Source organism: Chryseobacterium defluvii (assembly GCF_003634775.1).
GTDB classification, from domain to species: Bacteria; Bacteroidota; Bacteroidia; order Flavobacteriales; family Weeksellaceae; genus Chryseobacterium; species Chryseobacterium defluvii.
In genome coordinates, this window is sequence record NZ_RBXB01000001.1 from 1120607 (window position 1) to 1145914 (window position 25308).

General features: G+C 37.2%; 21 protein-coding genes. 19 read left to right on the plus strand and 2 right to left on the minus strand.

The genetic code is table 11. The features are described 5' to 3' along the window. Nucleotides 1-10 precede the first annotated feature (10 nt). The 7 genes from BCF58_RS05205 to BCF58_RS05235 all read left to right on the plus strand — a co-directional run bounded on the left by BCF58_RS05205 (nt 11) and on the right by BCF58_RS05235 (nt 5193). Complete coding sequence (locus BCF58_RS05205; protein ID WP_121460714.1) at nt 11-436, plus strand: SRPBCC family protein; 426 nt, start codon at nt 11-13, stop codon at nt 434-436. A gap of 58 nt (nt 437-494) precedes the next feature. Beyond that, complete coding sequence (locus BCF58_RS05210) at nt 495-878, plus strand: VOC family protein (RefSeq protein ID WP_121460715.1); 384 nt, start codon at nt 495-497, stop codon at nt 876-878. A gap of 36 nt (nt 879-914) precedes the next feature. Further along, a complete protein-coding gene (locus BCF58_RS05215) occupies nt 915-1937 on the plus strand; it encodes a glutaminyl-peptide cyclotransferase (protein ID WP_121460716.1) in 1023 nt (340 codons plus the stop codon). Between the two features lie 99 nt (nt 1938-2036). Next, nucleotides 2037-3059, plus strand: a complete 1023-nt coding sequence (locus tag BCF58_RS05220) for a glutaminyl-peptide cyclotransferase (protein WP_121461053.1) — start codon at nt 2037-2039, stop codon at nt 3057-3059. A 73-nt stretch (nt 3060-3132) separates the two neighbouring features. Continuing rightward, the gene (locus tag BCF58_RS05225; protein WP_228434738.1) at nt 3133-4101 is read left to right on the plus strand and encodes a hypothetical protein; all 969 of its coding nucleotides are present in this window, start codon (nt 3133-3135) and stop codon (nt 4099-4101) included. Between the two features lie 37 nt (nt 4102-4138). Beyond that, nucleotides 4139-4753: a deoxynucleoside kinase gene (locus BCF58_RS05230; protein ID WP_121460718.1), complete on the plus strand. Its 615-nt coding sequence runs from the start codon at nt 4139-4141 to the stop codon at nt 4751-4753. Nucleotides 4754-4842: 89 nt separating this feature from the next. Continuing rightward, nucleotides 4843-5193, plus strand: a complete 351-nt coding sequence (locus tag BCF58_RS05235) for an ArsC/Spx/MgsR family protein (protein ID WP_121460719.1) — start codon at nt 4843-4845, stop codon at nt 5191-5193. Between the two features lie 59 nt (nt 5194-5252). Here the strand turns inward: BCF58_RS05235 and BCF58_RS05240 are convergent, their stop codons facing one another. Together BCF58_RS05240 and BCF58_RS05245 are read right to left on the minus strand one after the other, a co-directional pair. Beyond that, nucleotides 5253-5558 carry a DUF493 family protein gene (locus BCF58_RS05240; RefSeq protein WP_121460720.1) on the minus strand — a complete coding sequence of 102 codons (306 nt, stop codon included), beginning with the start codon at nt 5556-5558 and terminating at the stop codon, nt 5253-5255. Between the two features lie 40 nt (nt 5559-5598). After that, a complete protein-coding gene (locus BCF58_RS05245) occupies nt 5599-6270 on the minus strand; it encodes a DUF4197 family protein (protein ID WP_121460721.1) in 672 nt (223 codons plus the stop codon). A 329-nt stretch (nt 6271-6599) separates the two neighbouring features. Here BCF58_RS05245 and BCF58_RS05250 point away from each other — a divergent pair, with 329 nt between their 5' ends. From BCF58_RS05250 to BCF58_RS05305, 12 genes are all read left to right on the plus strand, one after another. Next, nucleotides 6600-9437, plus strand: coding sequence for a SusC/RagA family TonB-linked outer membrane protein (locus BCF58_RS05250; protein WP_121460722.1), 2838 nt, complete (start codon nt 6600-6602; stop codon nt 9435-9437). 11 nt (nt 9438-9448) lie between these two features. Then, on the plus strand, nt 9449-10915 hold the full coding sequence (locus BCF58_RS05255) for a RagB/SusD family nutrient uptake outer membrane protein (RefSeq protein WP_121460723.1): 1467 nt from the start codon (nt 9449-9451) through the stop codon (nt 10913-10915). Between the two features lie 16 nt (nt 10916-10931). Further along, nucleotides 10932-11912, plus strand: coding sequence for a LamG-like jellyroll fold domain-containing protein (locus BCF58_RS05260; protein ID WP_121460724.1), 981 nt, complete (start codon nt 10932-10934; stop codon nt 11910-11912). Nucleotides 11913-11954: 42 nt separating this feature from the next. Continuing rightward, nucleotides 11955-13343, plus strand: a complete 1389-nt coding sequence (locus tag BCF58_RS05265; RefSeq protein ID WP_121460725.1) for a glucoamylase family protein — start codon at nt 11955-11957, stop codon at nt 13341-13343. A 15-nt stretch (nt 13344-13358) separates the two neighbouring features. After that, complete coding sequence (locus BCF58_RS05270; protein ID WP_121460726.1) at nt 13359-14750, plus strand: glucoamylase family protein; 1392 nt, start codon at nt 13359-13361, stop codon at nt 14748-14750. A gap of 83 nt (nt 14751-14833) precedes the next feature. After that, the gene (locus BCF58_RS05275; protein ID WP_121460727.1) at nt 14834-15538 is read left to right on the plus strand and encodes a carboxylesterase family protein; all 705 of its coding nucleotides are present in this window, start codon (nt 14834-14836) and stop codon (nt 15536-15538) included. A gap of 186 nt (nt 15539-15724) precedes the next feature. After that, complete coding sequence (bglX, locus tag BCF58_RS05280; RefSeq protein WP_121460728.1) at nt 15725-18055, plus strand: beta-glucosidase BglX; 2331 nt, start codon at nt 15725-15727, stop codon at nt 18053-18055. 80 nt (nt 18056-18135) lie between these two features. After that, nucleotides 18136-18525, plus strand: a complete 390-nt coding sequence (locus BCF58_RS05285) for a hypothetical protein (protein ID WP_121460729.1) — start codon at nt 18136-18138, stop codon at nt 18523-18525. 134 nt (nt 18526-18659) lie between these two features. Beyond that, nucleotides 18660-18803 carry a bacteriocin-like protein gene (locus BCF58_RS05290; protein WP_121460730.1) on the plus strand — a complete coding sequence of 48 codons (144 nt, stop codon included), beginning with the start codon at nt 18660-18662 and terminating at the stop codon, nt 18801-18803. Nucleotides 18804-19059: 256 nt separating this feature from the next. Then, on the plus strand, nt 19060-20487 hold the full coding sequence (purB, locus tag BCF58_RS05295; protein ID WP_121460731.1) for an adenylosuccinate lyase: 1428 nt from the start codon (nt 19060-19062) through the stop codon (nt 20485-20487). Between the two features lie 48 nt (nt 20488-20535). After that, complete coding sequence (locus BCF58_RS05300; protein ID WP_121460732.1) at nt 20536-21498, plus strand: WG repeat-containing protein; 963 nt, start codon at nt 20536-20538, stop codon at nt 21496-21498. 29 nt (nt 21499-21527) lie between these two features. Further along, a complete protein-coding gene (locus tag BCF58_RS05305; RefSeq protein WP_121460733.1) occupies nt 21528-25226 on the plus strand; it encodes a phosphoribosylformylglycinamidine synthase in 3699 nt (1232 codons plus the stop codon). The last annotated feature ends 82 nt before the right edge of the window (nt 25227-25308 follow it).

The following is a 25308-nucleotide window of genomic DNA, read 5'->3' on the forward strand; positions in this document are numbered from 1 at the left end:
ACATAAAAATATGAGTGTTCCCATTGTTGTAGAATATAAAGTAAATGCCCCCATAGAAAAAGTATGGAAAGCGTTAACAGATAAAAAGGAAATGAAATCCTGGTATTTTGATATACCGGATTTTGAATTGGCTGAAGGTAAACAATTTAACTTCTATGAACCCGGAGATGCTAAGAAATATCATCACCAATGTGAAATTTTAGAAATTATTCCCCATCAAAAACTCCAACATTCATGGGCATATCCGGAATTTTCTAAAGAAAAAACCATAGTAACCTGGGAAATCAATGCTGAAGATGATGGTACTTTGATCAGACTGACACATGAAGGAATAGATAATTTTAAAGATCTGGGAGAAAGCTTTTCAAGGAACAGCTTTACCGAAGGCTGGAACGGAATTATCGGACAAAGTTTGAAAACGTATCTGGAAAAATAATAATTGGGCGCAAAGCGAAGCTTTGCGCCCAATTATTATCATATATCACTAATAGCAAATGGCAACATACACTGCACTTCGTCCCATTCTTTGGACAGAAAACCTGGATGACACCATCGGTTTCTATATCCATATATTGGATTTTTCTCTTTTGGAGAGAAATGATGAATGGCAATGGGCTTCCCTTCGTAAGGACAATGTTTCTATCATGCTTTCAAAGCCCAATGAACATGAAAATTTGAAAGGAACAGGCTTTACAGGATCATTTTATTTTAATGTAGATAACGTGGATGAACTTTGGGAAGACCTCAAAACAAAAACCAAAATCTGTTATGAGATAGAAACCTTCGAATGGGATATGAGAGAGTTCGCGATCTATGATAATAACGGTTATATCTTACAATTCGGGCAGCCTGTACATGAAATTGGTAAAGCGGAATAAAATTTGCTATTTTTGGGGAAAATATTTAGAAATTCAATGAAAAGAAATATCATAGCAGGTTTTGCAGCAATTTTATTGTTGGCGTCTTGTAACAAGGATGAAAAAATCCTGAACAGTCTGAGTGATTATAACAATTCAATGGAAGGTAAAGGATATCACTTTGGAGACAAGCTTGCCCTTCCGAAAGAGGTTACGGAGAACGCGGAAAGCATTACCATCAGTTTCGGAGATAAGGAAACTTCCGATCTGACGATTGACCCTAAATTTTTCACCCTTGGAGATAACGCCGTAACATTCAATATCAAATCTAAAGGTGGCGAAATATTGAATCAGGATGCTACCATCAATGTTTTCGCAAAAAGCCCTGAAAAAAATCTTTCTTATCAGATTGTTGCTGAATATCCTCACGATCCTAAAAATTTCGTACAAGGATTTCAGATTGAAGGAAATACCATTTATGAAAGTGACGGGCAGAATGGATCTTCCCAGATCCTGAAATATACATTAGGTACTACCACTCCTTTAGCTTCAACCAAGCAGGCTCAGGAAGACTTTTCCGAAGGAAGTACGATCGTGGGTGATAAAGTATACCAGTTAACATGGCAAAGTAAAAAAGGATATGTATATGATAAGAATTCCCTGAAATTGTTATCTGAATTCTCATATCCTAATGTACTGGGAGAAGGGTGGGGATTAACGTATGATGGAAAAAACCTGATTGCATCGGACGGCAGCAAGCTGTTATATTTCCTTGATGCTAAAGATCCTTCCAAATTGGTAAAACATATTGCCGTTGCCGGAAGTTCTCAGGCTTATGACCAACTGAATGAGCTGGAATACCATAATGGCTTTATCTATGCGAATGTTTGGCAGAAACCGGTTGTATTAAAAATTAATCCGGCTAATGGTGAAGTGGTAGGGAAATTTGATTTTACGGAGATAGCCAAGCAAAATACCAAAGGAAGCGATGATGTGTTGAACGGAATTGCCTTTAAAGGGGAAAATATGCTGATCACAGGAAAAAACTGGTCGAAGATTTACGAAGTGGCTGTTAAATAGTCTTACAAATAATAAAAATAAATGGCGTTCTTTAAGAACGCTATTTATTTTTTAGCAACCAGAATAAATTTTGCTAATTTTGAAGCATATTCGAATTCGGTGAAGAAAAATTTAATAGCAGGTTTTACGATAATTATATTGCTGATATCTTGTCATAAAGAGGAGAAGATTCTTGATATTTTAAGCAATTATAACAGCTCAATGGAGCTTCAAGGCTATCATTTTGGTGACAAGCTCGAACTTCCTGAAGAAGTAAAGAAGAACGCCGAAGCTATTTCTATTACCCTTGGAAATAAGGAAACCTCAAATCTGATGATTGATCCCGTTTTTTTTACACTTGGAGACAATAAGGCGATTTTCAATATCAAAACAAAAAACGGTGAAAGCTTAACCCAGGAGGCAACTATTAATGTATTTACTAAAAATCCCGAAGAAACAATTTCCTATCAGATAGTGGCAGAATATCCGCATGATCCTGAAAATTTTGTCCAGGGGTTTCAATTGGAAGGCAATATCATTTACGAGAGTGATGGTGGGAAAGGAGTTTCAAAGCTTTTGAAATATGCATTAGGAGCCACAACGCCGTTGGCGTTAACCAGGCAGCGTGAAAAGGACTTTTCGGAAGGATGTACTATTGTGGGTAATAAGATCATTCAGTTGACCTGGCAAAGTAAAAAAGGATATGTATATGACAAGAATTCTTTGAAATTACTTTCGGAATTTACCTATCCGAATCTGTTGGGAGAAGGATGGGGGCTGACGTATGACGGAGAAAACCTGATTGCATCAGACGGAAGCAAGCACTTGTTTTTCCTCGATCCTGAAAATCCTTCCCGATTAGTTAAAACGGTTGCTGTTGCCGGGAATACCCGTACCTATACCCAATTAAATGAACTTGAATATCATAATGGATTTATCTATGCAAATGTGTGGGGGAAACCTGTTATTTTAAAAATTAATCCTGACAGTGGGGAAGTTGTGGGAAAACTAGATCTTAGAGGAATTGCCAAAAAGAATACGAAAGGCGAGAATGATGTATTAAACGGCATAGCCTTTAAAGGTGAAAATATGTTGGTTACAGGTAAGAATTGGACTAAGATTTATGAGATTGCCCTGAAGTAATTAAAATTTAATCAATTTTGATCTTTGTAAAATAAAGATGTAAATTGGCTGCGATTGTACTTAATAAAAGATATTGAAATTTATATATATCATATTGTTCTCTCTTTTCTGTTCATTATCTGCACAGAAAGCCATTCCATTGGATACTTTGAAGTTGAAAGAAGCAAAAGATATGCTTGCTGATGACTATGGAAATCTTTATATCTATAAAAATAAAGACTTCAGTCTTACCAAATATGATTCCTTAGGAAGGCAAATCGGAAAAATGATGCTTACGGTTCCTTTTAAAATACAAAGTGTGCAAAACCCTTTGAGTGTCCCACTATTTTCAGAAAATGCCCAGGAACTCAAACTTGTGGACCAGAATCTTAATGAGATTCAGAAAGTGGATTTCAAACAAAAATTCGGATTCATCAGAATGGCTTATGCGGAGGATCTTCAGCAGCTCTGGCTTCTGGATGACAGCATGAAACGCCTGATCCAATATAATTTCAGAAATGAAACCACCATCAATTCTTATCCTTTTGATGCAAGCTTTGATGACCTGGTAGATCTTCTTGTATTTGAAAATAAGGTATATATCCTTACGAGAAAGAGCCTGAAAGTTTACACCTTAAAGTTTGAAAAACTTTTTGAAGCACCTTTGGAAAACGGAAAACGGTTCAGAAGAGAAAACGAATTTATTTTGGTCATTACCCATAACGCCATATTAAAATACGTTCCTGAAAAAGAATTAGTGAAAATTTTTGAAGATCCGGATGCACAAATTGTGGATAAAAACACCCTTTCTTTTTTTGAAATCAAAGCCAACAACCTTTATCTTTACAGCCTTGAAAATAATAAAGAAAAGAAGGAACAGGCACAGCCTGAACCTGAACAGAAAACTACAGAAAAACCAATGGAGCAATCAGCAGAGAAACCTGTTGAAGCTATAAAAGAAACTGTAGAGAAAACCGAAGAAAACTCTAAAGAGAAACCGACGGAAAACAGCTTGGAAAAACTTATTCAGGACACTTCGGAAGTTCAGTCTTCGGGTATTTAATTGTTGAGTTAATATCAAAAAAACAGTAAGGAAAAATATGCATATTGCAGTTACAGGAAATATTGGAGCCGGGAAAACTACTTTAACCACCATGCTTGCGAAACATTACGGATGGGATGCCCAGTTTGAAGATGTAGATCATAATCCGTATCTGGAAGATTTTTACGCAGATATGAGCAAGTGGAGTTTTGCACTTCAGATTTATTTCCTTGGAAGCAGATTCCGCCAGGTAAAAGAAATCAGGGAAAGTGGTAAAAATATTATACAAGACCGTACCATTTATGAAGACGCACATATTTTTGCGGAAAACCTGAATGATATGGGACTGCTTTCGGACAGGGATTTTAATAATTATGCTTCTGTTTTCAGCCTGATGAAATCCTTTGTTTCCGCTCCGGATTTGTTAATCTACCTGAAATCAGATGTACCTAATCTGGTAAAAAAAATCTATAAGAGAGGAAGGGAGTACGAAGCATCCATCAGTATTGAATACCTTTCCAAACTGAATCAAAAATATGAAAAATGGATTTCTAATTATACCGAAGGTAAGCTTCTGATTATTGAAGTGGACGATCTGGATTTTGTTGAAAAACCTGAAGATTTCGGATTTATCCTGGAAAAGATCGAAGCTGAGCTTAATGGTCTCTTTTAACAATTAATTATTATAAATTAAGGTTTCCGTAACTCTATTTCTTTCTAAATTTGTTAGAGAGAAGTCTGAAATTTTAATACAATAAAAAGATGTTAGTGAAAGTCCTGCATAATGGAAATTGTTCGAAATCCAATGCTGTTTTAGAGTATCTGGATGAAAACGGAGTGCCGTTTGAGATCATTAATATGGTGGATGACCCATTGAGTGTGCTGGAGATCAGAACGGTATTGAAGAAACTGAATCAAAGCGTTTTTCACATCATCCGCAAAACGGAAAAGCTATATATGGAAAAATTTGCGACTCATAATTATTCTGAAGATGAATGGATTAAAATTTTATCGGAAAATCCTTCTTTAATTCAGAGACCTATCCTTATCAAAGGATCTGTAGCTATGTTGGGAAGACCTATTGAAAATGTAAAATTTTTTATTGAAAAATAAATCAGAAAAACATTAAAAAACATAAACAAAAAAGTCAGCGGTTAGCTGACTTTTTTCTATTAAAGAAGTATTACGCCTTCTATTTTGGCCACTTCTTTATAAATGTTCACTACCTGGTCTGCATCCAGTACAAATGCATTGATATTACAGGCTGTATATTTTCCGTTTTTACTTTCTCGGTTTCCCAATGTAAATTTAATGCCATCAAAAACCCTGTAGATTTCGGTAAGCTTGGCCTGATCAGTCGGGATAATAAATTTAAATAAATAGTCTTCCGGAAAATCGTGGTGATCTTCCAGTTTGGCCTTCAAAGAATTATAAAAATCTTCGGGGCTTGCATGTTGATTTCCTTGTAATATATCCATCTACAAATATTAATTATATATAAATATAATGAAATTTTCTCTATTTTCCAAGCGGCCCCAAAAGCGATTTAGAATTTTGATGTTCGTAATCTTCAATGATATTGAACATTCCGTTGACCAATTGCTCCGAAGCAAGCTGGCTTAATCCTCCGGCATTCACTGAGTTGTTATTTCCGCCCAGCAGACTACCGAGTAAGTTGCTTCCCGAAAGAGCCGTATTAATCGTTTTTACGATACCATACTGGTTTAATTTTTCATCTACTTTCGGAGCAATGGCAGCAACTAATTGCTGGGAAGTTTTTTCTTTTAAAATTTGAGTGGCGGTTGTACCTTGTACAATTCTTGTTACGTCCTGAGCATTTAAGCTGTTGACAGCCCCTTCCAGGATAGGCCTTGAAATAGTAACCGTATAAGAAGCGGCCTGGGCAATATAATCTCTTTCTTTAGCCACTAATGAAGGGGCTATTTTTTCCAAAGTGGCATTAATATCCCTTAATTGTTTCGGTAATGCCTTATCCACTAGATTATTCTGCAGGAAAGCCTCTTTATTGCTGTAAATACCCATTCCTTTATCTATTCCGTTCAACAGCAATCTTTTAATAAGGGATAGCCCTAGATCGGTTGTTGCTAAGGTAGTGCAGGATTGCATTGTGGTATTGATTACTGCTCCGGTTCCGATAACTAAAGCAGCTGCGATGATATATTTTTTCATTTACAATGATCTATTTGCTTAGTGTTTTCAAATTTTGAGCCAAAATTAATACGGATGATCTGAATAGTAAAAGTATCAAGTTAATAAAGATAGGGTGTTTTTATTTAATAATTCAATTAAATTTAACCGTAATATTTAATAAAAATCCCTATATTTTGTTTGTTTAATATAACATAATATAATTTTCGGAAATTATTTAAGATAATTTAACAATGTTAGAGATATTTTTATAATTTTGAATAATGTCTTTTTTTGAGAATAAGAAGATATAATGCTGAATAAGCGAAAAACAAAGCTTTTTTTGATTGTACAAATAAAATAAAAACTATATGAAACAAAGTGATTTAAAGTATTCATGTCTCATTGCCGTTTTATACTTCGGGATGAACGTTAATGCACAGGTTACACCTCAGGACACCATTACCCAAGAAACGAAAATAAATGAGGTTGTGTTAATTGGATATGGAGCTAGAAAGAAAATTGACAATACCACCTCTATAAGTTCTTTAAATGCCGAAGAAGTCACTAAAACGAAAGTTTTAAATGCAACGCAGGCAATACAGGGTAAAGCTGCCGGGGTTACAGTGGTAGCTTCAGACCTTCCGGGTTCTACTCCTTCAGTAATCATCAGAGGTTTAGGAACAGCACTCAGTGGTAGAAATCCACTATATGTTGTAGATGGAATGTTCGTAGATAATATTAATAATATCAATTCTAATGATATTTTATCTTATGACATATTAAAAGATGCTTCTGCATTAGCAATTTATGGTAACAGAGCGGCAAACGGAGTTATTATTGTTACTACTAAAAGTGGAAGGGGTAAAAAAATTACTGTAGAATATGATGGATTTACCGGAGCAAGAATGCCTTTAAAAAAGGTTAAAATGGCAGGCAGTAATCTGTTTTCATATTATACCAATACTGCTTTAGGTACAACAAAATTCTCACAAGACCAACCAGTAAATACAGATTGGTTTGATGCAATAACAAGAACCGGTACCTATAATCAGCATAATTTGTCTTTATCCGGTGCATCTGATAATGCCAAATACTTTTTGAGTTTAAGCAACTATGATGAAAAATCTATTCTTAATGGTTCGGATTTCAACAGAGCCACAGTAAGAACCAATAATGAATTTAAAATTACAAAAGGCATAATCGTTTCCCAGACATTTAGTGTAGCATTTAACAATACAACACCTAAGCCTTTAAGTGCATTTACTGCAGCATATAAGCAATCTCCAATAATTCCGGTATATTTTCCTAATGGGTTATATGGTGTTTCTTTTGTTGGTGCAGATGGTTTTGCATCACCTACAGGATCTTCATTTAACAATGTAGGAAATCCTGTGGCACAGCTTAATTTTAATAATGAAAGACAAAAATCTGTGTTGATGCAGGGTGGTATAAAGCTAGACATGGATATCATAAAAGGCTTAAAATTTACTTCTCAGTTTAATGGAGAATACTATAATTTCAAAAGTTATAATTTTGTTGATTCTAAGGCAATCTGGCTAGCGGCAGACCCTACAAGAGTTCTCAATAATACACCTTATCCTGCAAGTGATCCTACTAATTTATTAACCAATGAAAAAAAGGATTACTTCAACTGGATATTATCAAACTATATTACTTACAATAAAAAATTTGGGCAAATCCATGATTTAGAAGCGACTATAGGAATGGAAGTTTCTGAAAGAAGTGGTGAAAATGTTATCATTTCCCAAAGAAAAAACATGATTGCCAATAGTGATTATTGGGATATCTATGGTACAGGAAGTGATCCGCTTAATTATTTGGATCAGCTGGTAAAATATAATAGCATCAATTATAATAATAACAGGACTAATTCTTATTTTGCCAGAGCTCAGTACAAATTGATGAACAGGTATTTGGTTTCTGCTACCATTAGACGAGATGGTTCTTCTCAATTTTCTGAAGGAAACAAATGGGGGAATTTTCCTGCTTTTGGTGTAGGATGGGTAATTTCCGAAGAGGATTTCCTGAAAGATAATTCTGTTATAAATTCGTTAAAACTAAGAGGAGGTTGGGGAAAACTGGGTAACCAGAATGTTCCGCTTAATATCTTGCCTTTCGCCACAGGAGGAGATTATAATTATAACTTCGGAAGCGGATCTATTGCCAACGGAACAACTATTGATAAGATCAATGATCCGAATTTATCCTGGGAAATTACAGAAGAATCGAATATAGGTTTAGACTATGAAATGCTGAATAACAGATTAAAAGGATCAATAGACGTATATAACAGAGTTACTAAAAATGTTATTTTAGATCAGGTACCATTAATGACTTCAGGTATTTCCCTTGCCGGATTATCGCATTTAGGAGAAGTTACAAATAAAGGAATAGAGGTAAACTTAGGTTGGGACGATAAAATTAATGAGAACTGGAGTTATAGTATCAACGGGAATTATTCATTTAATAAAAATAACTTAAACAAACTTGCCAATGCCAATGTTAATGATATTAGAGGTGGCGGTTTAGGAAACGGACAGTATACTAAACTTTTATCCGAAATCGCAGTAGGTCAGCCACTGGGAAGTTTTTGGTTATGGGAGGTTGCTGGTAAAGATGCTAATGGTAACTTTACTTACGTTGATACCGATGGAGATGGTAAAACAGGAGCAAATGATTTAGATGACAGAAAGTTTATGGGCTCTTACATCCCTAAATCTACTTTTGGAATTAATATAGGACTAAAATATAAGAATGTAGATTTCTCGGCTAATGGATACGGTACTTTAGGAGCTAAAGTTTACAACGGTAAAAAAGCTCAGAGATTTTCTGGTGAAAATGTTGAGTATAATATAGCCAATAATTTCTGGACTCCTGGAAATACGGGATCTGAAAATCCGGCACCATTCAATGCTGTGCCTCTTGCTTCAGATTACTATTTGGAATCAGGAGATTTTTTCAGAATCAATAATATCACTTTAGGGTATACCCTTACAAAACCTATAGAATATCTATCATCTTTAAGATTATACATAAGTGCAATTAACCCTGTAGTTTTTCAGAAATTTTCAGGATATTCTCCTGAACTTAATGCAGACGGAAACCCATATAATTTAACAGGTGTGGAATTAGATGCGTACCCGACATTGAGGTCATTTGTATTTGGTGTTAATATAAAATTTTAAATTACAGAATCATGAACAAAAAAATAATAATATTATCCTCACTACTACTTCTATCATTATCTAATCAAAGCTGTAGTAATGATTATTTGGACGTAAACCCCACACAGGCTATTTCTGCAGAAGATCTTTCTTTGTATAATAATGATGCGGGAGCCGAAAGCTTTGTTACTGCCATTTACGCTAAATTTCGTGACTGGAATATGAGTTCCTTTTCTTGGAACGGAGTATCAAGTATTACAAGCGATGATGCAGACAAAGGTTCTTCTCCCGGAGATACTGGGGGAGATAAAGATTTATTGGATGCATTAAATTTTACTCCGACAGGAGGTTCCATTGAAGAAATATTTAAAGCAAATTATCAGGCGGTAAATCGTTGTAATCAGGCTCTCTTTTTTATTCCTCAATTAAATAATGCAGATCCGAGCCTTAGAAATAGATTAATAGGAGAAGCAAGGTTTTTGAGAGCATTTGTTTATTTTACATTAGTAAGATCCTATGGTGGAGTACCTATTGTTGATCATGTTCCTGTTGCTGGTAATGAAGATGACAGAGTAATGCAGCTAACGAGAAAAACAAAAGAAGAAGTATATGCATTCATTGAAGCTGATTTACAGGCTGCAATTGCTGCATTGCCGGATAAATCTGCTTATTCTGCAACTAATAAAGGAAGAGCATCCAAAGGAGCGGCTTACGCTCTATTAGCAAAAGTTTCACTGTATCAGAAAAAATGGCAGCAGGTAATCGATAATTGTAATATGGTTACCGGATATACTTTAACACCTGATTTTGCGGAGATTTATAAGATTTCTGGCGAAAATAATGCTGAATCTATATTTGAGATTCAGGGACAGGGTGGAATTGATATGCCGGGTATTCGGCAGTATTCCCAAACCCAGGGAGCTCGCGGAGCAGGAGGTTGGGGATGGGGTTTCAATACTCCCTCTCAAAGTCTGGTAGACGCCTATAATGCAGAAGGAGATACTGAAAGAAGGAATGCCACAATTATTTTTAGAAACTCTACTTTGTACGATGGAAGAGTAGTTCCGGCCACTGTTGAAAATCCATATTATAACTATAAGGCCTATTCTTCAGCTTTTACGGGAAGTGATTATTCTGATGCCAATATCAGGTATTTAAGATATGCAGAAGTATTATTAATGAAAGCCGAGGCTATGAATGAATTAGGACAGACAGGTGCAGCAGCTCCTTTTCTTAATCAGGTAAGGAATAGAGCGGGATTGGCTAATACTACAGCTGTTTCACAGTCTGATATGAGAATGGCAATATATAAAGAAAGAAGATTAGAGTTGGCCTTTGAACATGACAGATGGTTTGACATTATAAGAACAGGGCAGGCACAAGCAGCAATGGCAGCCAATGGTAAAACGTTTGTTGTAGGCAAACATGAGCTGTTTCCTATTCCACAGTCTTTTCTTAATGAAGCTCAAGGGCTGTCTACTCAAAATCCTAATTACTAAATAAAATAAAAAACAAATGAAAAATAATATTTTTAAATATATTGGTGCCGCTTTTCTTTTTGGTACGGTGGTATTAAGCTGTGAAGACAGTATTGATAAAGACAATCCGCCAATTCCGTATGCTTCCATCGGAGGATATCAGAACTCGGATGATATTGCTTCAGGAAACCTGATCGCCAAACTGAGTTTTGAAAATAACCTGGATGATAAGGTTAATAATATCACAGGGCAAATGCCGGTGGGGGTTACCTATGCTTCAGGAGTAAAAGGGATGGCATATAATGGTTCATCTTCACAAATGAGATACTCCGTAGGAAATGCTTCCGCAGCAATTACAGGAATAAATAAAAGCTTTACCATTGCATTTTGGTTGAAAAGTGACGGAACCGTAGATCCTGCAACCCCGGGACAAGGAAAAGGAGCACAGGGAATATTCTCTATCGTTCGTCCTACAGAGTTTTGGGGAGGAATTAACCTATTCATAGAAAATCCAAATGCCTCCAAACCTGAAAGAATCAGATTGAAACTTGGAGTGGAAAGCAGTAACCCTGCTGTTGCCTGGAAAGGACAGGGAGTAATTGCCAATTTGGATGGATATAAAGGAAAGTGGGTACACGTAGTTTTTGCTTATGATGCTACCGCAAGCAAATGTTATGTATATCAGGATGGGGAAGCTGCCAAAAACCTTGATGGTTTTGCGTATTCTCCGGCCGGAGGTGAGCTTGGTGGCTATGCAAGCTGGTTTGCGGATAATCCGGGAGGATTGAGTAATCCAAACGGAGTAGCCGGATATGGAAATTTTATGATGTCTGGTACCAATGGAAAAGTGGTTTTCGGATCCCATCAGTTTGAAACAGTACCTCCTCTGAATAATGGATCTCAACAAGATTGGGCAACAAGCTTTGCCGGGCAGATGGATGAATTTAGGATATATAATGTAGCACTGAAGGGTTCGGATGTTGTGGCATTATATAAGCTGGAAAAAGATAATAGATAACTATAAAAGGCCTTTTTTAGGCCTTTTTTTACAAATCCGAATATGAAGAAAGCAATAACAACAATAGTATTAGCAGGATTTTTATTGAGCTCTTGTTCATCAGATGATCCTTCGTCGGGTACGGGAACTCCGCTTGGAGGGGGAGGAACACAAACTCCCACCACGTACAGCGATGCTCAGTTAATAGAAATGGTGCAAAAAGATGCATTAAAATATTTTTGGGACTATGCCGAATCAAACTCAAAATTAGCCAGAGAAAGATATCATACAGATAATCCGGGACAAGATGCCAATGTTGTGACGACAGGTGGGTCCGGTTTTGGACTGATGACTATTCTGGTTGGGGTTAAAAATGGATATATTTCCAAGCCTGAAGCTGTTTCAAGATTAACGACATCTCTGAATTTTCTCCAGAACGCCAATCGTTTTCATGGAGCATGGCCTCATTGGATGAATGGTACCACGGGTCAGGTAATCCCATTTAGCCCGCAAGATAATGGGGGTGACCTTGTAGAAACGGCATTCTTAGCACAAGGACTTATTTGTGTAAGGGAATATTTTAAAAATTCTTCTGATGCTTCAGAACTTGCCCTTTCCCAAAAAGCAGATGCATTATGGAAAGGTATTGAATGGAGCTGGTACACGAAAGGAGAAAATGTTCTCTATTGGCATTGGTCTCCTAATTATGATTTTCAGATGAATCTTCAGCTAAGAGGCTTTGATGAGACCCTAATAACTTATATTCTGGCAGCAGCTTCACCTACCTATACGATTGATAAACCCGTTTATCAGCAAGGTTGGGCAAGAAGCGGAAATATTAAAAATACAGGTACGCAGTATGGAATTCCGCTTATAGTGAATCACAATGGAGCAGGAGGAACAGTAGGGCCTATGTTCTGGTCGCATTATTCATTTTTAGGATTGGATCCGAGAGGATTGTCCGATGAATATGTAAACTATGGTGATGCAACAACCAATCATGCAAGAATTATGTACCAGTATTGCGTTACAAATCCAAAAGGATGGCAGGGATATAACACAAAAAGTTGGGGACTTACGGCCAGTTATTCAAGAAATGCAGACGGTACTACAGGATATTCTGCGCATCAGCCCAATAATGATTTAGGAGTGATCTCTCCTACGGCTGCACTTTCAAATATGCCTTATACTCCTGCAGAAAGCATGAGTATGCTGAGATTTTTATATAACGAAAACTATAATAAATACATCGGGGTTGCAGGTCCTTATGACGCCTACTCAATCCATTATAATTGGGTCACACCAAGATATTTGGCTATAGACCAGGGAACCATTGCTCCTATGGTGGAGAACTACAAAACTCAGTTTTTATGGCAGCTGTTTATGAATGCTCCGGATGTACGACAAGGATTGGTTAAATTAGGATTCCATTCCTCACAATACGGATTTTAAAATAATAATGATATAATGAAAAGGATACTATTATCAATTGGTGCAGCAGCAATATTTTGTAGCTATTCCTGTAAAAATTCTCAGAATTCAAAGCAGGAAACAGTCCAGGCTCATCCTGTAAAAAGCAATATTACAGATGAGCAGTTAATGGATAAAGTACAGAAAGATGCGCTGAAATATTTCTGGGAGTATGCGGAACCGAATTCCATGTTGGGAAGAGAACGCTATCATGAAGATAATATTTACCCTGATAATGATAAGCATGTGATAACTACCGGTGGTTCAGGATTTGGCTTAGCGACTATTCTGGTAGGCGTAGAAAGAGGTTTTGTTCCAAGAAAAGATGCCGTAAAAAGACTCACCATAATGATGGATTTCCTGGCGAAAGCAGACCGCCACAAGGGAGCCTGGTCACACTGGATCAATGGAGAAACAGGAAAAACAGTTCCTTTCGGGAAAAAAGATAATGGAGGAGATCTGGTAGAAACAGCGTTTTTAACTTCCGGGATTTTAATGGTTCGTGAATATTTTAAAAATGGAAATACAGAAGAAAAAGCCTTAGCTAAAAAATGTGATGAATTATGGAAAGGAATCCAATGGAACTGGTATACCAAAGGAGGGGAAAAAGTATTATACTGGCATTGGTCACCTGAATATCAATGGGAAATGAACTTTCCGCTTGAAGGCTATAACGAATGTCTGATCACTTATGTCTTAGCCGCTTCATCACCTACCTATTCCATTGATGCAGAAACGTATTATAAAGGCTGGACCAGAAACGGGACTTATACTACCGACAAAACAAAATACGGCTTGCCATTATATGTGAAACACAATTATGCAGAAGAATATGGCGGACCTCTATTTTGGGCACATTATTCTTATATAGGATTGGACCCTACAGGATTATCAGATAAATTGGTGAAAAACTATTTTGATCTGAATAAAAACCAGGTGCTGATAGACTATAAATATTGCGTTGAAAATCCAAAACAATGGAAAGGGTACGGCCCAAACTATTGGGGATTGACAGCAAGCTATACAAGAAACAAAGATGGCGGAATTGGCTACACAGCTCATATGCCGTCCAATGACAACGGAGTCATAACTCCTACAGCTGCTTTAAGCAGTTTTCCGTATACACCAAAAGAATCAATGGATTTCTTGAGATTTTTATATACTCAAAAGCCTCAATTCATAGGTTCGGCGGGACCGTATGACGCTACATCAATCAATTATAATGACTGGTTCACGCCAAGATATCTGGCCATTGATCAGGGAACAATTGCCCCAATGATAGAAAACCACAGAACCGGGTTTTTATGGAAATTATTCATGAATGCCCCGGAAATTAAGCAGGGATTGAAGAAATTAAGCTTCCGGTCAGCAAAATATGGAATACAATAATAAACTTATCAATAGAAACGGGCTTTAGCCCGTTTAATAAAACAATAGCAAATCAGGCTTTAGCCAAAACCTAAAATCGTAGTATGAAATATAGCCTAAAACATATAGCGCTTTTTTTTCTGCCATTCTCCATGAGCTTACAGGCTCAGGAAGTAAAAGCGGAAATGAACAAAGAAGTTAAAAAGATTGAAAAAATATCTTATATACTGGATTACCCTCAAAAAACAAAAGGAAACGTACCCTTAATTGTATTCCTTCACGGTTCAGGAGAAAGGGGAAACAATTTGGAATTGGTAAAAGCACACAGCCCGTTCACGTATAAAAACCTGATCAAAGAACCTGTTGCCATTTTAGCACCACAATGTCCTGCCAATTCATGGTGGGATACAGAAACTCTTTACCAGTTGATCAGAGAAATTCAGTCAAAATATAAAATTGATGCATCCAGAATTTATCTTACCGGACTTTCCATGGGAGGTTGGGGAACATGGAAACTGGCAATGGAGCATCCTGAAATGTTTGCAGCAATAGCTCCGGTTTGTGCACCTTCGGATCGCGTGATGGAAGCCAATGCAGATCAATTTAAAAACCTGCCCATCAAAATTTTTCATGGTGGTAATGATGATATTGTTTCACCTATCAATTCCATCAATATGTATCAGGCCGTGAAAAAAGTTAATCCTACAGCAAGTTTAACTATTTTCCCTGATGATAATCATAATTCCTGGGATTCCACCTACTCGGATCCTAAATTTTATGAGTGGATGTTATCACAAAAAAAGAAATAATTTTAATACGAATGATATAATCTTGCAAACTTAGCTAAGTAGAACGCCTTTGCGAACTTAAAAATAGAAACATTTATAAAAAGCTTAGCGTGCCTTGCGTTTAAAATAAACATTTGAGACTATAATTGAAGAATGTTGATTGATTAAATCGAAGATTCATGAATACCATAAAAAAATGAAGAAGTTATGAGTAAAAAGTTAATTGTAATTGCCGCTTTAGCACTTTCACCCGTATTTTCGGCACAGGAAATGGTGACCAAACCGGTTCAGTCCTATCAAACTGCCCAATACCAGGCGAAAAGAAAAGCCTTTGTAGAAAATCTTTTATCTAAAATGACCCTAGATGAAAAAATCGGACAGCTGAATTTACCGACTTCCGGAGATTTTACAACAGGACAGGCTCAAAGTTCCGATATTGGAAAAAAAGTAGAGCAAGGGTTAGTCGGAGGACTATTCAACATAAAAGGAGCTGATAAGATCAGATCAGTTCAAAAGGTAGCGGTAGAAAAAAGCCGTTTAAAAATTCCGTTGATCTTCGGAATGGATGTTATTCATGGATATGAAACTACTTTCCCGATTCCATTAGGTTTAGCAGCGTCATGGGATATGAATCTGGTACAGCAATCTGCAAGAGTTGCAGCGAAAGAAGCCTCTTCAGATGGAATCAACTGGACCTTTTCGCCCATGGTAGATATCTCCCGTGAACCGAGATGGGGAAGAGTTTCCGAAGGTTCCGGTGAAGACCCGTATTTAGGAAGTGAAATTTCCAAAAACATGGTATATGGCTATCAGGGTAAAGACTTATCCGCTGGCAATACCATTTTAGCTTGCGTGAAGCATTTTGCACTCTATGGAGCAGGTGAAGCAGGAAGAGATTACAACACGGTCGACATGAGTCATGTAAGAATGTTCAACGAATATTTTCCACCTTACAAAGCAGCCGTTGATGCGGGAGTGGCCTCCGTCATGGCCTCTTTCAACGAAGTAGATGGAGTTCCTGCAACAGGAAACAGATGGCTTCAGACCGAAGTTCTCAGAAAAATGTGGGGTTTTAAAGGATTTGTAGTTACAGACTACACCGGAATCAATGAAATGATTGAACACGGAATGGGAGATCTTCAGCAAGTTTCCGCACTGGCTTTAAAAGCCGGAATTGATATGGACATGGTAGGAGAAGGTTTCTTAAAAACATTGAAAAAATCATTGGAAGAAGGGAAAATTACTCAGGCTGAAATAGATGCCGCCACAAAAAGAATCCTTGAAGCAAAATATGATTTAGGCTTGTTCGATGATCCTTATCGTTACGGGGATGCAAAATTGGCAGCCAAAGAAGTTTATAATATGGAAAACCGTAACATTGCCAGAAATGCTGCTGCACAATCCATGGTTTTAATGAAAAACGAAAACCAGGTGCTTCCTTTAAAAAAATCAGGAACCGTGGCTGTAATTGGCCCTTTGGTAAACAATTCTTTGAATATGGCCGGAACCTGGAGCGTTGCCGCCAAACATGATAAGGCTGTTTCCTTAATGCAGGGTCTTCAGGCGAATTTCGGAAAAGAAGTGAAATTCCTTTCTGCTAAAGGCGCAAATATTGATTATGATGCGAAATTGGAAGATATCTATGCAGCTCACGGTAAAAAAACAGACAGAGACAACCGTTCCAAAGAAGCTTTATTGAAAGAAGCGGTAGACGTAGCCAATAAATCAGATGTTATTGTTCTTGCTATTGGAGAATCTGCCGAAATGAGCGGAGAATCCTCTTCAAGAACTGAAATTACCATTCCGCAATCTCAGGTAGACCTTTTAAATGAGTTGAAGAAAACAGGAAAACCAATTGCTGTGGTACTTTTCACTGGACGACCTTTGGCATTAACCAACATCAAAGATACTCCGGATGCTATTTTAAATGTATGGTTTGCCGGTTCTGAAGCAGGAAATGCAATTTCCGATGTATTATTCGGAAAAGTAAACCCTTCAGGAAAGCTTCCGATGACATTCCCGAGAAGTCTTGGACAGGTTCCTATCTATTACAATGCAAAAAATACAGGTCGTCCTTTAGCTCAGGATAAAGTAGATAAATGCGTTTACGAAAGATTCCGTTCCAACTACATGGATGAGTGTAACACACCGCTATATCCGTTCGGTTATGGATTAAGTTATACAAAATTCAACTATTCTGATATTACCGTTTCCAATGCCAATCCGAAAGGAAACCAAACCATTCAGGCCTCGGTTACCGTAACCAATTCCGGGAATTATGACGGAGCAGAAGTAGTGCAGTTATACATCAGGGATATGGTAGGAACCATTACAAGACCCGTAAAAGAATTAAAAGGATTCCAGAAAGTATTCCTGAAAAAAGGAGAATCTAAAAAAGTAACTTTCGATATTACCCCTGAAAACCTGAAATTCTACAACGGAGAATTGAAATACGATTGGGAGCCGGGAGAATTTGATATCATGATCGGAACCAATTCCGATGAAGTGAAACATTCAAAAATCAACTGGAATAAATAAAACAATACAAAAGCCATTCGGAAGAATGGCTTTTACTTTGGTACAATTTTTACTTATAGAGTCCATATAATAGTATCAATATGAAAAAAACAATTTTACTTGGTGCAATGTTCTTAGGAGCTTTCACTTTTGCTCAAATAAAAGGCGGTGACAGAGATTCCCATGGCTGTATAGGTTCTGCAGGCTATACTTATTCTCAGGTTAAAAAAGATTGTGTGAGAGTTTTTGAGCAAAAAATCAAATTGAAGGAAGTGAAGCCGGAAGGAAGTTTTACTTCCATGACGGCAGTTATTTTTAATGAAGACAAGAGTAAAGCAGAAGTTTTTCTTCCGAATATGAAGGAAAGCCTTATTCTTACCAAATTTGGAAGAGCCAATAGTAAAACCTGGAAAAATGGAAGCTATACTTTAGTTCATTACAAAAAAACAGGATATCAGCTCAAAAAAGATAAAGAGGTAATCTACCAATAAAAAACGAGATAAATCCGCTCATTCGAGCGGATTTTATTTTGTGGCCTATACGCTTAAAAATGTGTATATTAGCTATACCAAATTAAGCGGAATCCGAAAAGCATATAGAGTAGGACAAACTAAACAGTATTATTATGAAAAATCTAAAAAAACTTTCAAAACAGGAATTGAAAACAGTGTACGGGGGTATTCCACAATGTTTACCGGGATATTATTGGTGTTCACTGGAAAGAAAATGTATTCCGGTGGGAACAGACTGCGGGATTTCAATTGAATAATCTTAAAATATGTAGAGATTATTTTATAAACAAAACAGAGGTCGCCAATTCGGCGGCTTTTTTGATTTTTTAAAACTCTTGAATCTCGTTGTTAACAATAGAAAAGATTTGTACATCCTATCATAAAATACCTGTGTTATCTGCTCAATTGGCAAGATGAAAACAAAAAAATAACCAAAACAGAAAACCCCAATTCCAATTTTTATCTCTCACCGAAAAACCGTATTTTTGCATATCTAAAAAGTAAAAGAAAAGAATGAATTCCTACAAAAATCCATTGGAAGAGCGCTACTCCAGTGAAGAAATGTTATTTAACTTCTCACACAATAACAAATTCCGTACTTGGAGACAGCTTTGGATCGCTCTTGCTGAAATCGAAAAAGACCTTGGTCTTGAAATCACAGATGAGCAGATTGCTGAGTTGAAAGCTAATGCTGAAAACATTGATTATGATAAAGCGGCTGAATACGAGAAAAAATTCCGTCATGACGTAATGGCTCACGTTCACACCTATGGAGATGTGGCGCCTTCGGCAAAAGGGATTATCCATTTAGGAGCTACTTCGGCATTTGTAGGAGATAATACAGACTTAATTCAGATCCGTGACGGACTTTTAATTGTAAAGAAAAAGTTAGTGAATGTGATCAAAAGTTTAGCAGATTTTGCTATTCAGTATAAAGACCTTCCGACGTTGGGATTCACCCACTTCCAGCCTGCTCAGTTAACTACGGTTGGTAAAAGAGCTACACTTTGGTTACAAAGTTTGGTTCTGGATATCGAGGAACTTGATTTCTTCCTGGAAACATTGCGTTTCAGAGGAGTAAAAGGAACTACAGGTACTGCTGCAAGCTTCCTGGAGCTTTTCAACGGTGATTATTCTAAAGTAAAGCATTTAGATAAAGAGCTTTCAAAAAGATTCGGGTTTGAAAAAGTTTTCGGGGTTTCAGGACAGACTTACGACAGAAAAATCGACGCTAAAGTAGTAGCTTTATTAGGAAATATCGCTCAGTCGGCACATAAATTCACCAACGATTTACGTTTACTTCAAAATCTTAAAGAAATTGAAGAGCCATTCGAGAAAAACCAGATCGGTTCATCGGCAATGGCTTACAAGCGTAACCCAATGAGAAGTGAAAGAATCGGGGCATTGGCAAAATATGTAATGTCTTTAACGACAAGTTCCGCAATGGTAGCTTCTACCCAATGGTTCGAGAGAACATTGGACGATTCAGCCAACAAAAGATTAACAATTCCTCAGGCGTTTTTAGCAGTGGATGCCATCCTGTTGATCTGGAACAACATTATGAATGGAATTGTAGTCTATCCGAACAGAATCAATAAGCATATTGAAGAAGAATTACCTTTCATGGCGACGGAATACATCATCATGGAAGAAGTAAAAGCAGGAGGAGACCGCCAGGAAATCCACGAAGTGATCAGAGTTCACTCTATGGAAGCTTCCAAGCAGGTAAAAGTAGAAGGAAAAGAAAATGACCTGATTGAAAGAATCTTAAACGACGATTCTTTAAAACTGGATAAATCAAAATTAAAAGAAGTATTAGACCCTAAAAACTTTATCGGGTTTGCTCCGATTCAGACGGAAGAATTCATTAAAAATGAAGTTCAGCCGATTCTGGACCAGAACAAAGACCTGATAGGATTAGAGGCTGATCTTAAAGTATAAACCGTATGCAGTCTTTTCGGCTGCATATTTTTTTTCAACCCGAAGAATATGAAGAACTTACTTTTGCTGCTGATATCGATTCCGATGCTTGCTTTCTCACAGGAGAAAGAGGTGTTGAGGTATTTTATCTCAAAAGACACTTTGGTTGGAGTGAAAAATCAGAAGGGCAAAATTATTGTTCCTGCGCAGTTTAGGATCTATTCAATTATTGAAGACGGAGATTTGGTGAAAGGAAATACCATTTTTTTTGACGGTTGGAAAAAAGAGGAAGGCGATAAAAAGAATATGTGGGGATATGTCTACGACAGAAAAGGAAATTTCCTTTACAGACCATTCTTTTATGACAATGGGGCCGATTTTTTTGATGAAGGCGTACAAAGATTTGTCGAAAATGGAAAAGTAGGATTTGTAGACAGAAACGGAAAAAAGGTTATTGAACCTAAGCATGATTTTGTCTCCCCTTTCAGATTCGGGTATGCAGCTTTTTGTGACGGTTGCGACTGGGAGAAAACAGAAGACGAGCATAAGGCAATGGTAGGCGGAACATGGGGTGTCATGAATTTTAAAGGAGAAATCGTTCAACCTGTTACAAGACCATCTGAAAAAGATGTGGAACTGAATGGAAAATATTATCCGTATCCTTTTCAATACAATGCAAAAGAAAAGAGTATCCTTCAGTTCTTTGAAAAACAGAATAGCTTGTTATCGGGAATCCAGTATGTGAATTACTATAACAAACTCTCTGAAAATGAAAAGAAACTATTCTTTGAAATTGTTGAAAGACCAAAAGAAAATTTCCCTTATTTCAAGGTGTATACCTATGATTATGATAAAATGCATATAGGATTGTGGGAGTTTATTGTTTCGGAGGACGGCAATCATGTATATGCTGTGGATTTCTTTAATGAAGACGAGAAAATTCCTTTTGATAAATGGCTGAAAAAAGAAATAAAAGCAGCTGAAGAATATCAGAAAGAGCATAAGGATAATCCCAATAAATTTAAAAAATAAGTCTAATAATATTTAATATCTGACATCTAATGTCTAATAAGAAAAGAATTTTCGTAGAAAAAAGAGGAATTTTCGATGTAGAAAGTCCAAAAATTTTTGATGAAGTAAAAGCGGTTGTACCGTCTGTGAAAACCGTAAAAGTATATAATGTGTATGATATTTTCGGATTGAATGATGGTGAATTCGAAAAAGTGGTTAACAGTACATTCGTAGATCCGGTTACGGATATCTTACACACAGAAAATCCTGCAGCAAACATTCATTTTGCTATGGAATTTTTACCGGGTCAGTACGATCAGCGTGCAGATTCAGCCCAACAATGTATCGCTTTGTTGACGGAAAATGAGAAATCTAAAGTAAGAAGCGGAAAGCTGATCGAATTTGAAGGCGTATCTGAAACGGATATGGTTAAAATCAAAGATTTGCTGATCAACAAAGTAGAATCTCAGGTAAAAGACCTTACTATCCTGGATATCCCTGCGGAAGAACAACCTTCAAAAGTGATCATTCATGAAAATTTCATCCATTTCAGCGATGCTGAGCTTGAAAACTTCTATAACAACCATGGTTTTGCTTTAGGATTGGATGATTTGAAATTCATTCAGGAATATTTCAAAACAGAACAAAGAAACCCTACGGAAACCGAATTAAAAGTGTTAGATACCTATTGGAGCGACCACTGTCGTCACACCACTTTTGAAACAGAACTGTCAGATATCCGGTTTGAAGGAAAATTCAAACAAACATTGGAAACCATTTTCAATGATTATATTGAAAAAAGAAAATTCTTGGGACGTGAACTAAAGCCGATCTCATTAATGGATCTCGCTACAGTTTGCGGAAGATATTTCCATAAAACAGGAAAGCTTGAAAATCTTGTCGTTTCTGATGAGATCAACGCCTGTACCATTCAGATTGAAGCTGAATACGATGGTAAAAAAGAACCATGGTATTTACTATTCAAAAACGAAACCCATAATCACCCGACAGAAATTGAACCGTTTGGTGGAGCTTCCACTTGTTTAGGAGGAGCCATCAGAGATCCGTTATCAGGAAGATCTTTTGTGTTCCAGGCAATGAGGTTAACGGGAGCTGCGGATGTGTTAGAACCGGTTGATCAGACCTTACCGGGGAAATTACCTCAAAAAACCATTACAAAACAGGCTGCCAACGGATATTCTTCTTACGGTAACCAGATCGGTTTAGCCACTACGATGGTTTCCGAGATCTATGATGAAGGCTACAAAGCTAAAAGAATGGAGGTCGGTTTCGTTACAGGAGCTGTTCCGGTAGACTGGGTAAGACGTGAAAAACCTGCAAATGGAGATTCTATCATCATTTTAGGTGGTGCCACTGGTCGCGATGGGGTTGGAGGAGCAAGCGGAAGTTCAAAAGAACAGGATGAAACATCCATTCATACCATGAGCTCAGAAGTTCAGAAAGGAAATGCCGTAGAAGAACGTAAAATTCAAAGACTGTTCAGAAAGCCTGAAGTAACCAAGCTGATCAAAAAATCCAATGACTTTGGAGCAGGAGGTGTTTCTGTAGCAATCGGGGAAATTGCAGACTCATTAGAAGTAAACTTAGATGTTTTACCATTAAAATATGAAGGCTTAAACGGAACCGAACTGGCTATTTCCGAATCTCAGGAAAGAATGGCAGTGGTTGTTGATCCGAAAGATAAAGAACAGTTTATCAAATATTGTGAAGCAGAAAATATTGTTGCTGTAGAAGTGGCAAAAGTGACCGATTCGGGAAGAATGCAGATGTTCTGGAAAGGAGATAAGATCGTTGATCTTTCAAGAGATTTTCTGAATACCAACGGTTGCTCTAAAAGCCAGGAAGTAAAAATCACCCACCTTGAAGAAGTAAAACAAGAGAATCAATCTTTCACAGAAGAAGCATTCTTACAGATTTTAGCGGATAAAAACGTAGCTTCTCAAAAAGGACTGCTGGAAATGTTCGACTCTTCTGTAGGAGGAACAACAGTGGCAATGCCTTTAGGAGGAAAGTATCAGCAGACTTTAATGGAAGGCTGTGCCCAGACACTGCCCATTTTAGGAGCTAAAGACATCGAGACGGTTTCTCTGGCGAGTTGGGGATTTGATGCTGAAATATCCAAGCAAAACTCGTTATTGGGAGCTTCTTATGCCGTAGTGGAAAGTGTAGCGAAGATCGTTGCTATGGGTGGCGATTATAAAAATATCAGATTAAGCTTCCAGGAATATTTTGAAAAGCTAGGTCAGAATCCAGAGAAATGGGGTAAACCTTTAGCATCGCTTTTAGGAGCTTATGATGCACAAATTAACCTTGGTTTAGCTGCGATCGGAGGTAAGGATTCCATGAGTGGAACTTACCAGGATCTGAATGTTCCACCGACATTAATTTCATTCGCGTGTGCCAACGGAGAAAAGAAAAATATCATCTCTCCGGAATTTAAACAGGCAGGAAATAAGCTCTATTTCTTCAATCATATTCCGCAGGAAAACGGACTTCCAAATTACGATAGTTTGAAGGCTGCTTTCGAATTTATTTTTGAAAATATTAAGGCTGGAAAAATTGTTTCCGTTAAAACAATTAAAGAAGGCGGAGTTGCCGTTGCCTTAGCAAAAATGAGTTTCGGAAACAGACTCGGAGCAGAAATTCAAGGAGCCGATGAAAGTACGCTGTTAGCTAAAAATATCGGAAGTATGATCATCGAATCTACAGAAGAATTACATTCTTCGGGTCTTCAATTGATTGGTGAGGTTAAAAATTCAAATGTTTTGAAAATCAGTGGTTTTTACTTTGAAATCGAAAAATTACTTGATGTTAATACCAAAACATTTGAGAACCTTTTCCCAACCATTGAAAAAGATAAAATTACGGTTGAAATTGATGAGAAATTAAACTCAGTCAACCCAAGAAATATCATCATTAAAAAACACGGGATTGCACAGCCGAAAGTTTTCGCTCCGGTTTTCCCGGGGACAAACTGCGAGTATGAAACAATGAATGCATTCCAGAAAGAAGGAGCCATTGTAAGCAGTTTACCATTGAAGAATATCAACCACCAATTGCTAGATGAAAGCATCGATGCATGGGTGGAAGAAATTAAACAATCTCAGATTTTAGCCTTCTCAGGAGGTTTCTCTGCAGGTGATGAACCTGATGGTTCCGCTAAGTTTATTGTGAACGTTCTGAAGAATGAAAAAATGAAAAATGCTGTTCATGATCTGTTAGAAAGAGACGGTATGATCATCGGGATCTGTAACGGCTTCCAGGCTTTAATTAAATCCGGATTATTGCCTTACGGACAAATTAAAGATTTGGATGAAAATTCTCCGACGTTAGCCCACAATGCCATCAGAAGACACATCTCTCAGATGGTAAATGTAAAAGTTGTAAATGATGAAAGCCCGTGGCTGAAAGGAATGAAAGATCAGGTATTCACGATTCCGATCTCTCACGGAGAAGGGCGTTTCATGGCTTCTCAGGAAGAAATTGAAAAGCTGTACAAAAACGGACAGATTGCAACCCAATACATCGATTTCGATGGAAATATTGCACATGGAATGCCGTTCAATCCTAACAATTCATTGTTCGGAATTGAAGGAATTACCAGTACATGCGGAAAGATTTACGGTAGAATGGGGCACCCTGAACGTTTTGTGGAAGGGCTGATGAAAAACATCCCGACTGCAAACTATCACAACATCTTCAAAAACGGAGTGGAATACTTCAAATAAATAAACAAAAACGGCCGCCATTCATGGCGGCCGTTTTTGTTTATATAAAATTCTGTCAGAATATTTTTTCTGGATAACTTTG

Bases quoted from the DNA above. Each gene is read 5' to 3' on its own strand.
- BCF58_RS05205 (WP_121460714.1), top strand. From the start codon at position 11: ATGAGTGTTCCCATTGTTGTAGAATATAAAGTAAATGCCCCCATAGAA.
- BCF58_RS05210 (WP_121460715.1), top strand. From the start codon at position 495: ATGGCAACATACACTGCACTTCGTCCCATTCTTTGGACAGAAAACCTG.
- BCF58_RS05215 (WP_121460716.1), top strand. From the start codon at position 915: ATGAAAAGAAATATCATAGCAGGTTTTGCAGCAATTTTATTGTTGGCG.
- BCF58_RS05230 (WP_121460718.1), top strand. From the start codon at position 4,139: ATGCATATTGCAGTTACAGGAAATATTGGAGCCGGGAAAACTACTTTA.
- BCF58_RS05235 (WP_121460719.1), top strand. From the start codon at position 4,843: ATGTTAGTGAAAGTCCTGCATAATGGAAATTGTTCGAAATCCAATGCT.
- BCF58_RS05240 (WP_121460720.1), bottom strand. From the start codon at position 5,558: ATGGATATATTACAAGGAAATCAACATGCAAGCCCCGAAGATTTTTAT.
- BCF58_RS05245 (WP_121460721.1), bottom strand. From the start codon at position 6,270: ATGAAAAAATATATCATCGCAGCTGCTTTAGTTATCGGAACCGGAGCA.
- BCF58_RS05250 (WP_121460722.1), top strand. From the start codon at position 6,600: ATGAAACAAAGTGATTTAAAGTATTCATGTCTCATTGCCGTTTTATAC.
- BCF58_RS05255 (WP_121460723.1), top strand. From the start codon at position 9,449: ATGAACAAAAAAATAATAATATTATCCTCACTACTACTTCTATCATTA.
- BCF58_RS05260 (WP_121460724.1), top strand. From the start codon at position 10,932: ATGAAAAATAATATTTTTAAATATATTGGTGCCGCTTTTCTTTTTGGT.
- BCF58_RS05265 (WP_121460725.1), top strand. From the start codon at position 11,955: ATGAAGAAAGCAATAACAACAATAGTATTAGCAGGATTTTTATTGAGC.
- BCF58_RS05270 (WP_121460726.1), top strand. From the start codon at position 13,359: ATGAAAAGGATACTATTATCAATTGGTGCAGCAGCAATATTTTGTAGC.
- BCF58_RS05275 (WP_121460727.1), top strand. From the start codon at position 14,834: ATGAAATATAGCCTAAAACATATAGCGCTTTTTTTTCTGCCATTCTCC.
- bglX (WP_121460728.1), top strand. From the start codon at position 15,725: ATGAGTAAAAAGTTAATTGTAATTGCCGCTTTAGCACTTTCACCCGTA.
- BCF58_RS05285 (WP_121460729.1), top strand. From the start codon at position 18,136: ATGAAAAAAACAATTTTACTTGGTGCAATGTTCTTAGGAGCTTTCACT.
- BCF58_RS05290 (WP_121460730.1), top strand. From the start codon at position 18,660: ATGAAAAATCTAAAAAAACTTTCAAAACAGGAATTGAAAACAGTGTAC.
- purB (WP_121460731.1), top strand. From the start codon at position 19,060: ATGAATTCCTACAAAAATCCATTGGAAGAGCGCTACTCCAGTGAAGAA.
- BCF58_RS05300 (WP_121460732.1), top strand. From the start codon at position 20,536: ATGAAGAACTTACTTTTGCTGCTGATATCGATTCCGATGCTTGCTTTC.
- BCF58_RS05305 (WP_121460733.1), top strand. From the start codon at position 21,528: ATGTCTAATAAGAAAAGAATTTTCGTAGAAAAAAGAGGAATTTTCGAT.